The 10,378-nt window shown below is 68.3% G+C and carries 11 protein-coding genes and 2 pseudogenes; 6 read left to right on the forward strand and 7 right to left on the reverse strand.

What is annotated here, in order from left to right:
* Positions 1-522 precede the first annotated feature (522 nt).
* Entirely contained in the window at positions 523-720 is a 198-nt protein-coding gene (locus tag ABZ371_RS22730; RefSeq protein ID WP_358682657.1) for a hypothetical protein, read from the reverse strand.
* A gap of 822 nt (positions 721-1,542) precedes the next feature.
* On the opposite strand from ABZ371_RS22730, the gene ABZ371_RS22735 reads away from it, so the two are divergent.
* Complete coding sequence (locus tag ABZ371_RS22735; protein WP_358682659.1) at positions 1,543-2,433, forward strand: hypothetical protein; 891 nt, start codon at positions 1,543-1,545, stop codon at positions 2,431-2,433.
* A 177-nt stretch (positions 2,434-2,610) separates the two neighbouring features.
* Positions 2,611-3,390, forward strand: a complete 780-nt coding sequence (locus tag ABZ371_RS22740; protein WP_358682661.1) for a hypothetical protein — start codon at positions 2,611-2,613, stop codon at positions 3,388-3,390.
* 296 nt (positions 3,391-3,686) lie between these two features.
* Here the strand turns inward: ABZ371_RS22740 and ABZ371_RS22745 are convergent, their stop codons facing one another.
* The 3 genes from ABZ371_RS22745 to ABZ371_RS22755 all read right to left on the reverse strand — a co-directional run bounded on the left by ABZ371_RS22745 (position 3,687) and on the right by ABZ371_RS22755 (position 5,259).
* Positions 3,687-3,956 carry a GlsB/YeaQ/YmgE family stress response membrane protein gene (locus tag ABZ371_RS22745; protein ID WP_358682663.1) on the reverse strand — a complete coding sequence of 90 codons (270 nt, stop codon included), beginning with the start codon at positions 3,954-3,956 and terminating at the stop codon, positions 3,687-3,689.
* A 167-nt stretch (positions 3,957-4,123) separates the two neighbouring features.
* Positions 4,124-4,261, reverse strand: coding sequence for a hypothetical protein (locus ABZ371_RS22750; protein WP_358682665.1), 138 nt, complete (start codon positions 4,259-4,261; stop codon positions 4,124-4,126).
* Positions 4,258-5,259 carry an NAD-dependent epimerase/dehydratase family protein gene (locus ABZ371_RS22755; protein WP_358682667.1) on the reverse strand — a complete coding sequence of 334 codons (1,002 nt, stop codon included), beginning with the start codon at positions 5,257-5,259 and terminating at the stop codon, positions 4,258-4,260. The genes ABZ371_RS22750 and ABZ371_RS22755 overlap by 4 nt, the downstream gene beginning before the upstream one ends.
* A 191-nt stretch (positions 5,260-5,450) precedes the next feature.
* On the opposite strand from ABZ371_RS22755, the gene ABZ371_RS22760 reads away from it, so the two are divergent.
* Together ABZ371_RS22760 and ABZ371_RS22765 are read left to right on the forward strand one after the other, a co-directional pair.
* Positions 5,451-5,672 (forward strand): hypothetical protein, encoded by a 222-nt coding sequence (locus ABZ371_RS22760; protein WP_358682669.1) that lies wholly within the window; start codon positions 5,451-5,453, stop codon positions 5,670-5,672.
* A gap of 315 nt (positions 5,673-5,987) precedes the next feature.
* Positions 5,988-6,725 carry a dienelactone hydrolase family protein gene (locus tag ABZ371_RS22765; RefSeq protein ID WP_358682671.1) on the forward strand — a complete coding sequence of 246 codons (738 nt, stop codon included), beginning with the start codon at positions 5,988-5,990 and terminating at the stop codon, positions 6,723-6,725.
* Between the two features lie 554 nt (positions 6,726-7,279).
* Here ABZ371_RS22765 and ABZ371_RS22770 read toward each other — a convergent pair.
* Both ABZ371_RS22770 and ABZ371_RS22775 read right to left on the reverse strand, forming a co-directional pair.
* Positions 7,280-7,453: a hypothetical protein gene (locus tag ABZ371_RS22770; protein ID WP_358682673.1), complete on the reverse strand. Its 174-nt coding sequence runs from the start codon at positions 7,451-7,453 to the stop codon at positions 7,280-7,282.
* Between the two features lie 581 nt (positions 7,454-8,034).
* The gene (locus ABZ371_RS22775) at positions 8,035-8,457 is read right to left on the reverse strand and encodes a helix-turn-helix domain-containing protein (protein WP_358682675.1); all 423 of its coding nucleotides are present in this window, start codon (positions 8,455-8,457) and stop codon (positions 8,035-8,037) included.
* Positions 8,458-8,543: 86 nt separating this feature from the next.
* Between ABZ371_RS22775 and ABZ371_RS22780 the strand changes: the two genes are divergently transcribed.
* Together ABZ371_RS22780 and ABZ371_RS22785 are read left to right on the forward strand one after the other, a co-directional pair.
* Positions 8,544-9,359, forward strand: coding sequence for an NAD(P)H-binding protein (locus ABZ371_RS22780; RefSeq protein ID WP_358682677.1), 816 nt, complete (start codon positions 8,544-8,546; stop codon positions 9,357-9,359).
* A 5-nt stretch (positions 9,360-9,364) separates the two neighbouring features.
* Positions 9,365-9,510: pseudogene (locus ABZ371_RS22785) on the forward strand (leucine zipper domain-containing protein); the annotation flags it as partial.
* Between the two features lie 13 nt (positions 9,511-9,523).
* Here the strand turns inward: ABZ371_RS22785 and ABZ371_RS22790 are convergent.
* Positions 9,524-10,285 (reverse strand): annotated as a pseudogene (locus ABZ371_RS22790) (hypothetical protein); the annotation flags it as partial.
* Between the last annotated feature and the right edge of the window lie 93 nt (positions 10,286-10,378).

Consider the following 10,378-nt stretch of genomic DNA (forward strand, 5'->3'; position numbering starts at 1 on the left):
CGACCTGACCGACCGAGCGGTCACCCCGTCGGCACAGCCCGACGATCTCGGCCTTGAACTCCGGCGTGAACGAACGACGAGGGCGGCGAGGCTTCCTCTTCCCCATGCTCTCCATGATGGACATCCTCCCGGGGCTGAACCCCAGATCTCGAATGTTCGTCAAAGCGGATCAAGCCCAACGGGGGGCGCGCCTGAGTGGAGTCCACCCACCCGATGCACACCACTGTGGCCTCCATCTCGAGGGGCAGCACTCCCACCCCGGCCGCCGCTGGTCAGCGCACCAGGTGCACGGTGCTCTACTGTTAAGCGGAATAGCGCCCACTACTACTACGTCGAAGGCACTTTCACCTGAGGCCGCCGGTTTACCGAGCCCGGCAACAGACCCCTTCTCGAAGGTGTCGTCGTGAAGCTCGTAACCCAACTCGGGGATCCGCGTCTGAGGACGAACGACGGCATGAGCAGGGGAGAACCGTGCGTCGGTCCCCCACCAGCAGGTAGTGGGGGCCGACTGCTCAGGGGCGGTTATCTGCGGGTGATGAGCCAGGCGACGATCAGGCTGGTGGCGAAGTCGCCGGCCCGGTTCGCCACGCCGCACATGAAGCTGTTGGAGACGTTCGGCCTCGGCTTGACCAGCCATTTCCGCAGGTTGGGCGTGATGGTGGTGTGGCGCCTGTCTCGAAGCTTCCTGGGCTTGCGGGGGTTGTTCGCGTTACCCTCCATGCGAGTCCTCTCGTCTTGCGATGGTGGACCGCACAAGGAGCCCTCTCGACCCATGGCCTAGAGAACCGTGTCGAGGTGACAGGGCTCCTTCTGCGTGTCGGAAGTGCACGGGCGGGTGCTGACAGCTGAGGAACACTCAGGTCCTTATGGCCGCGTTCGCCGCATGCCCGGCCTCTGGAGCGTGGTTGGCGGGGGTCGACTGCTGGTTTCTCGTGAGGTGCCGTCGGGTTCCCTGTTGGTTGGCCAGAACCCGTGCGGTGTAGTCGCCTACAGACATACATTGTGATGTATCACTGCGGCGTGTCGTTTCCGACACGCGGGTTGTCCGAATGTAAGGCGGCTCTCCGGGAAGGGACCGGACTCAAAGGCGGCGACCGAGCCGTCCCCGGCACGTCGGGCCACGCTGCTCGCAGAGGTGCTATCCCCCCTCCGTAGCCTGTCGGGGATCCCAGGCGGAGTCAGACCAGCGCGAGTTCGGCGTATGCACGGGCGACTTCCGGGGGCGCATCTCCAGAGCTGCGACGCGGCGGTCGCCGTCCTTCAAGTTCCGTTCTCGGTGGCCTTCGACGATGACTTCCCGGAACTGGGCGTCGGAAGCTCTGATGGCGTGGGAGTCAAACAGACGCGCGGCCGCATGTCGTGGGCCGCCGGCCCCGAGCGAATTGCCCGGATTCGGTGAAGCCGGAGGTAAAGGTTCGCATCGCCTGGGGCGTGGCGAATGCAGCTGTCTTCCCGTGCTCTGCCTGGCGTTGTGAAGGCCGGGGACACCTTGCATCCATGCCGCAAGCGGCCTCGACCTCAGTGCCGATGAACAATGCCGACATGGATCTTGTCAAAGGGCCACCCGGCCAGGAAGTCGATCGCTACCGTCCTCTGGTGACCGATGAACATGGGAATACACCTCACGCAACGCCTGCACCGCCTGCGCCACGACGGGTTCCCGACGACGCCACGTACGAAATGGTCGCCGGAGCCGGCGTGGCCGCGCTCGCCCTGCCTCTGGGTGACGTGGGGGGAGTCGCCGCCGCGTTCCTCACCCCACCGGTCGCACGAGCTTTGAAGTTCGCTGACGAGCGGTTCCGCCGCCAGAGCGACAGCAACGTGCAGACCATGCTGGACGAAGGCGCGTCCGCTGCTCACCTGCCCGCGGACGAGTTCGTCGACGAACTCGCCTCCGACCCCCGCCGCCTCCTCTGTCTTGTCAGCGCCGTCGAGGGCGCGAAAGCCACGGCGTACGACGACAAGATCCGGCTCCTGGGCCGTGCCCTCGCGGCGGCAGCACGAGAGGAAGAACCAACCCGGATCGATGAAGAGCAACTTTTCATCGAGGCCGTACGGAGACTGGAAGCGCCTCACGTGCTTCTCCTGAGGACGATCGAGCGCCGCACCGTGGCGAGCCCAGGAACACTCGACGGTGCCACCGAGATGGAGCTGGCAGAGGAGATCGGGGACTACTTCGCCGGCCGAGGCATCCTGCAACCTCTCTTGAGGCCCCTGGAGTTTCACGGACTCGCACGCCTGCACGGCAGCCCCGGCGCCTGGGACGCGAACATCGCGGACGACATCCCCCCGGGCGCAGGCGGAGCAGGAAAGTGGGTACCCACGCGATTCGGGCGACACTTCCTGCAGCGTCTCACCGAGGCTGAAGGAAGCGAAGCCCAAGAGCCGCATCCGGGCCATGACACGACGACAGGGTTCAACTGGAACGCCTGACCATGCGCCTCCTACCCGCGTCCTGCGCTGCCCTTCCACGGGCTGTCGATGACGTTGGGCCGCATCCGGGCCTGAAGGCCTGTGGAGACGTTGGCCCAATGTCCTGACTCTGTCACTCTGTACGGACGAGTGCCGCAGGCCCAGGGGGAGCAAATGGTCTGGATAATCTTGTCCGCGATGGCCGGTCTGATGGAGGCCGTCTGTGTGGCGTACACGTTTAGCGTTGCGCACCGTATCCGCCGTCTGCCGAGGGAGGCTCCGGTCGAGGAGTTACGGGTGACGCTCTATGAGTGGGCGGCCCTGGGCAGCCGGGAACGGGTGGTGCTGACGGCGCTCTCCCGCGTCTTCCTCGGCTCGTCACCGGATGATGTCCGGACACCGCCGGTCACTGACTACACCCCTCGTGATGCGGTGGAGGACGCGACGATGGCCGCCTGGCGCAAACACGACCCGGCCCGCGCGATCAGGGTCGCGGCGAAGTCCGCAGCGGTCAGGCAGGCCACCGCCAGGCTCGCGGCGCTGCGGATGGTGACGGAGGAGCAACTGGGCCGGACCCTGACCAACGCCCTGGAGGCTCTGCTGTTTCTGCTGTTGAGTGTGGCGAACCTGCTGGTCGCGTCGGTCATCGGGTGGACGGAAGGAGCATCAGGAGCACCGGTCGCGGTGCTGGTCAGCGGTGGTCTGCTGCTCATCGGCCCCGCGGTGTACAGGGCTGTGCGTGCGGTGCCACGGTCGGTGACGGGTCATGACGGTGTCGTGGTCGGCTACCTTGCCCGGCGCGGCGGCCGTTTTCGGTTGGTCGTCGATCCCGAACCCCCCGAGCACGCCACCGCCCTGCTGAGTGTGGCCGGCATCGGAACGGACAGCCCAAGCATGCCGCAGGACCTGCGCCACAAGATCCTCTACCCACCCGCCAACGAACTCAACGGCAGCGGAGGTGTAGGACTGGGAATCTAGGGTCTGTCGTTCGGATCAGCCCTCAAACGCGGCGTCTGGCACCATCGCCGAGATCTTCGAACAGAGGGGCCACATTCGCATCGTGGTCGGTCGGCGACGCTCAGCGTCGCTTCCCTCCTCCGCTCGCGGCTGCCCGCACCAGGCCCTGTCGTACGCCGACCATGCGCGGCCGACACTCCTGCGACCTGCTCCGAACGCCGGATCCTGGGCAGCCGCAACCGTACGAGAACGGCTCCGCCCTCCTGGAGGGGGAGCCGTTCCTGCGCACATGTGCGCTGCTGAGCCGGGGAAGGGGATCAGGCGTGTCGCCGGTTGCCCGTGATGATCCGGTAGAGGGCCAGCAGGATCACGGAGCCGATGATGGCGGCGAGCCAGGTGGAGATATCGAAGAAGCCGTCGATGGAGTCGACGCCGAAGATGACCTTGCCGAGCCATCCGCCGAGCAGACCGCCCGCGATCCCGATGAGGATCGTGACGATGATGCCGCCCGGGTCCTTGCCCGGCATCAGCATCTTGGCGATGATCCCCGCGAACAGCCCGATCAAGATCCACGCGATGATGCCCATGAAGTACTCCTACCAGCGAAGATAAAGTTTGCGTCAACGCCTCGTCTGTTCCATCACAGCCCTTTCAAACCTGATCAGATCCGCCGATCCGCCGACGAGTTCGGCAGCAGCGTGAGCTGCCGTGGCGCCTGCGAGCTCACGACGCCTCAGGGTGGTGGTGATCGCGTTTAGCGGAGTGGATGGTGGTGGCCGCCGGGCTGCGGTGCCAGATCCGAGAGCTCGGTCGTGTCGTAGAAGCGGATCACGTTGTCGAGAGCGCAGAGGGCCGCGTCGAAGGTTCTGCGGGGAGCCCAGGAAGGTGTCACCTCCTTGATTCGACACGCCACGCCTCCAGTAGCTCACGTTCGCGCGTGGCGCTGAGGCCCGCCCGGCGGGGGCGGTCCAGACCTTGCTCGCGCTCCCAGCGCAGCGTGTCCTCCAGCATCTTGGTGCGGGGGCGGTGCCGGAGACCGGCTGCCCGGGCAGCGGCGCCGGTGCGGGCGCTGAAACCGGCCCAGTCGGCGTCGGCCATCCACATCGCGAGCGACTCCGGGCCCATGAACGGCGCGGCCTTCTGCCCGAGCAACCAGTCGGCGTCCGGTTGCACGACGGGCCCGGTGTGGCCGCCGACCTCCCGCGACAGGGCGACCCACTCCGCGAAGGGCAGCACGGGGCCGACCGCGTCGTACGTGCCGGTCGTCCCCTTCTCGGCACAGTCGAGCAGCCACGCCGCGAGGTCCCGGGCGTCGACGGCCTGCGTCAGGACGCCGTCCGGGGCCGGCACGAGCAGAGGTGCCAGCGGCTCGCGCGCCGAGCGCCCGACCCAGTACCCGGTGCGTCCACTGTGGTCGCCGGGGCCGCCGATCAGTCCGGCGCGTGCGATGAGGAGCCGGTCGCCGACCGCGGCCGTGGACGCCTGCTCGCAGGCGGACTTGGCCTCACCGTACTGCTCGGGTCCGGCCTCCTCCCGCCCGGTCGCCGGGAGAAGTTCCGTCGTCTCGTCCGCACCGGGCCGCGCGTGCGTGGCGTAGGCGCTGATCGAGGAGACGTACGACCAGTGCGCCGCCCGGTGACCGAGGGCCGCCAGAGCCCTCCGGACGAACCCCGGCTGCCACGACACCTCGACCACGGCGTCCCAATCCCGGTCCGCGAGGCCCTCGTACGCCGACGGATCGCGCCGGTCGGCGACGGCGAGCGCTGCGCCGTCCGCCACGTCGCCACTCTCCCCCCGGGCCAGACAGGTCACCCGGTGCCCGCGCGTCAGTGCCTGCCGCGCGATCTCACGGCCCACCCACGCTGTTCCGCCCAGAACCAGAATCTCCATCAGGCGACTCAAGCACGGTTTTCGCGCCTGTGGGCTGATGCTTCGCCGTCGGCATAGCGGAGTTGACGCGCCGTTCCCGGTCGCTCAGGGCCGATGGGACATCTGTCCGGCCGGGCGCACGACACCCGTCCCACGCAGGACAGGACTCCTCGCTCTGCCGTGCCGGCCGCCGTCGTTCGTAGACTCGTTCCATGGTCACATCACACACATCGGGACGAGACGACGCCTGGGAGGGTGTCATAGAGGACAAGTCGCGGGGCATGCTCGACGGTTCGAACATGTACCACTTCGTCGAGGTCCGCCGGACCGACGGCGAGTCCCTGAGAGTCCGCGTCGACCGTCGGCTCTGGAAGTCGGTCGCCGTGGGCGACCGCCTGGTCAAGGAGGCGGGCAGCGATCCGGTGAAGGGCTGAACGCGTACGGCGCCGACGGCGGGTCCCGGTGCGGCGGGGATGTCGGTGACGCCGGAACGTGCAGGCGTCCCGGCGCCACCGCCGGTGGCAGCGGCGACAAGCAGGGGCCGAGCCCACCGCCTCGACTTTCCGTCCGCGGCTATGACGCTGAAGGTGTTGGGGAGTGGCACGGTCGTACGCAGAGTCTGCGACGCCTTGGTAGGTCTGGTACTGCGGTTTTGAGCACCCGGCTTCGTATTTCAGAAGGACACGTGCGTTCTGCCGGCGGCAGAACACCGGCCGGATCGGGCTCGCCGATCACTACAGTCCAGTCTCATGACGACGATTACAACGCGCACGGTCGAGTATCCGGCCGACGGTCTGACGATGATCGGGCACCTCGCGCTCCCGGCCGGCGCCGACCGCCGACCCGCCGTTTTGCTCGGACCTGAGGGCGTGGGACTCAGCGACGTCGAGCGCCGCCGGGCCGATGCTCTCGCCGAGCTGGGATACGTAGCGCTGGCCTTCGACCTTCACGGCGGGCGCTATCTGGGTGACCCTGACGAGATGCTGGCCCGTTGCCTACCGCTGCTCTCGGATCCCGATCGGATGCGGGGCATCGGCCATGCGGCACTCGACGTCCTGCGCAACGAATCGCGGACCGACCCCGACCGCATCGCCGCCATCGGCTACGGCACCGGAGGCGCCGTCGGGCTGGAACTCGGGCGCGACGGCGTCAACCTGCGCGCGATCGGGACAGTCAACGCGACCATCACGGGCCGACCGGGCGAGGCAGCGCGTATTCGCTGCCCGGTGTGGGCCGGCGTCGGGTCGGAAGACCCGATCATGCCGCCCGCACAACGCGACGCCTTCACGGCCGAGATGCAGGCCGCAGGCGTCGATTGGCGCCTCACGGTCTACGGCGGCGCCTTGCACGCCTTCCACCACCCGCCGGTGGACCACCCCACGGCCCCCGGCGTCGGCTACCACCCACAGCACGCTCAGCGAGCCTGGCGCGACATCGTCGACCTGCTCGCCGAGTGTCTGCCCGTGACAGAAGATCAGCGAGCCTGACCCAGGTAGAGGGCCTGGCGCCAGGTCTGGTCCGCCTCGGACGCGCACAGTCCCCTCCCCCGCACAGCGAGCCGGGCTTCCAGTACCGCCCGCGTCGCCGACAGCCGCCACGCATGACAACTCGACCGGCACCAGGCCAAGGCTCTCGCCGCGACGGCTACCTCATGCATGACCGGCGAAGGCCCCACACGAGGGTCGGAGAGCGAACGGCCGATGCCGCCTTTCCTCAGCAGGTCAATGCCCGACAGTCCCGGATGATGACTTGCCGCAGTGCTCGGGGGCCCCATGGCCGCTCCCCGAGCGGGACTGCTGGTGCACAAGGGGCATAGAGGCAAGCTGCAAGTGCCGCAGAGGCGATGGCGCCACCGCCCCCACAGTGCGCAGTTCTGCACGATCTCAAGACGATGCTCACTGTCCTGGTCCCTGGGGCCACCTGCTACCGGCCTACCGAGCCCGCGACATCCATTGGCGCGGAGAGGGAGCTGACGGCCACGCCGATGGGGGTAGCTGGGGACGCCGTCCGTGCAGGCGCTCACCGGCCTGGTGGTCGCTCCCTAGCAGAACCAGCCGTTCTGCACATACCCTTCCGCGTTGACGGTGCCCCAGGCGAAACCGCGCACATACTCACTGCCGAACTCCGCGTAGTTCTGGTGCATGGTGAACGTCTCCCCCTGATTGAGATGGGCGAAGGCCGTGCCGCCGTACGAACTCCGGACATCCAGCGTCACCGCGCAGACAGTGAGGCGCTTACCTACGTGACCGTCGTGCGCCCACAGGTAGGGCCCTCCTGCGTATGCGGCGGTGTGCGTTGCAGCGAAGACCAGCGCGGTGAATACAGCTGTGAGCGAACCCAGGACGGCGTTCCGCGCGCGGCGCCGAGGCCGTTGGCTCTCGACGAGCGAAGCGGATCTCGACCGCTGACGTAATCCTGTGAGCACAGTGTTCCCTCTCTCGCCTCACGCGGCGCAGCCCGACCGGCGCACGCCTCACGAGGTAGCCACAGTAGACAAACCGGTTCGGTCTGACTACCCGGCACGGAGCCCCACACCGGATAGCCGCAAAGAGGCACTCAAGGATCGTTTTTACCCGTGCTGCGCGTGTATCTGCCGATTCATGAGGCGTTGGACGGTGGTGCTGGTGAGGCCGAGGAGTCGGTCCACGCCTGCGGGGCGTCACGGGGTTACGGATGGGGTGCGAAGCGACGTACCCCCGTCTCATCCGAGGACGCCCGGTCCGCGTGGTCGCGTGGTTACGCCGTCACAGATGTACACCTAGGTGTATCGCTCACGAGCATTGTTCACGCCGACGGTCATCGGATCTCGTTGTCGGGATGCTTCGCATCGTAATCCCGGCGGGCGTGGGCGATGGGGTCCCGGTGTTCGAGTGACCAGTCGGCGAGTGCCTTGACGAGGTGGGTCAGGCTCGTGCCGGTCTCGGTGAGTCGGTAGTCGACCTGGGCGGGCACGGTCGGATAAACGGTCCGCAGGACCAGCCCGTCGCGCTCCAGCCGGCGCACCGTCAGCGTCAGCATGCGCTGGGAGATCCCGGCGATGGCGCGCTGCAGTTGCCGGAAGCGCCGCGCCCCGTTCGCGAGTTCGACGATCACGAGAACCGACCACTTGTCGCCCACGCGGTCGAGCACGTCACGTATACCGCAGTCGGGGTGGTCCGGCTGCCCGCACGGTTCCAGCTCCGCAGGTCCAGCGGTTACATCGGTGTGCCTCACTGACATGAAGCTGCCTCCTTGTGGAACGGGGGCGGCCGGTTCAGGATCGCCCGTAGTTACTGAAGAGAACCACGGTAGGAGATCGAATCCCAATGATCATGGTGACCGGCGCGAACGGACAGCTCGCCTCCCTCACGCTCCAGGAGCTGGCCGACCGGAAGGTGCCCGCCCTGGCCGGCAGCCGAACACCCTCCGACGGGCAGCGCCACCTGGACTTCGACGATCCCACCAGCCTGGACCTCACCGGTGTCTCGACGCTGGTCCTGGTCTCGGCCGGGTATGCCGAGGACGATCAGGTCATCACTCGTCACCGTGCTCTTCTCGACGCTGCAGTGCGCGACGGCGTCGCGCACGTGATCTACACCAGTCTGACCGGCGCTGGCGATCACCTCGGGTTCGCGCTCGCCCACCGCGTCACCGAGGACCTGGTCAAGGCCAGCGGCCTTGGCTGGGCGATCTTGCGCAACGGGCTCTACGCCGAGCTCTTCGGAGCATTGCTGACGTGGACACCCCATGGCCTGGAGTCAGCTTTCGGCGATGGCGCTCTCTCCGCGGTGGCTCGGGCGGATCTGGCCGCAGCCGCAGCCGTTGTTGCCGCCCACCCGACCGCGCACACTGACAAGACCTATGACCTGGTGGGCGATCCGATCACCGCCGGCGACGTCGCCGAACGTCTGAACATCACCCACCGCACGATCGGGCTCGGCGCGTACCGCGCCCGCCTTCTCGCTGACGACGCGCTGCTGCCGTTCCAGCCGCCGATGCTCGCTTCGATCGCCACCAGCGTCCGCCATGGGTTGCTGAGCAACTCCAGCCCTGATCTCGTGCAGTTGCTCGACCGACCGCTCACCGACGCGCTCACCGTAGCGGCGGACACCGCGGCTGCAATGCGCCCTGGTGCACACTGACGCGGATCACTCATCGCAGCGCACCCCTGTCCTGCGCAAGCGGTCGGCGGCTGGTCCGACGCTGCTTACCCGTCCCGTCGCACGCGTGGCCGCTGAGATGGGCGTCTCTCGTGCGTGGGCATCCAAGTGGGGCAACCGCTATGACCAGCATGAGAAGCCAGACTTCAGCTGAGCCGGCGGACCGGCACCACGTCCTGCGCCGGCTCCCAGGACGCCGCGCACAGGGACTCGGCCACGGCGGCCGCGTAGCGGGCGGCCGCGAGCCAGTGGGCGGCGAAGCCGTCCGTGTCGGCAGGGAGGAGGCGGCCGAAGAGGTCGCGATAGCGTCGGGCCGCAGAGGCGCACAGTGCGGTGAGGAGGCCGGCGGCCGTGGGGAGTCCCGCGCGGCGGATGCGGCGGGCCTCGGCGGTGACGTCGCCCAGCATGCCGAGGGCAGCGCGGCCCGCCGTGACCGTCTGCTCGACCCGGCGCTCCAGAAGGTACAGGGGCGAGTGCGCTGTGGACCCTTCGGGTCGTGGCGGGGCGGGGTGCACGGGAGCAGCCGGGTCCGGGAGGTCGGCTCGGCGCAGGCGGTCGAGGCCGAGGTCGACCGTGCCCTCGCCGGTGGGGTGCGAGCAGGCGAGAAGCGTGAGCCGTGGGTGAAGGGCGGGCACCAGGCGGCCGACGATTCTCAGTCGTGTCCCCGGCGCCGTGGCCAGCAGCATCAGGTTGTCGCGGTGGGCCAGTGCGGGGTGGTCGTCGGCGACGGCGAGCCGGGCGCGGACGCCTCCCTCGCACAGCGCGAGCAAGCAGATGCCGCCCGTCTCCCGCACCGCGCCGAGGAGTTCGACATCGAGGAAGAGCAGGTCACTGTCGCCGCCGTCCGGGTCCGCGTAGCGGGAGGTGGACCGCAGGGCGCGGGCGGCCTGTGCGGACGGCGGCGTCTCCGGCCTCGCTCAGACCGAGCTCCGCGATCCACGCGCCGTAGGTCCCCTCCGGGTCATCCGACATCGTCGCGAGCTCCACCTCCTGGCCGTCCG

Origin of the sequence: Streptomyces sp. NPDC005899, assembly GCF_040629645.1 — a bacterium.
Taxonomy (GTDB): Bacteria; Actinomycetota; Actinomycetes; order Streptomycetales; family Streptomycetaceae; genus Streptomyces.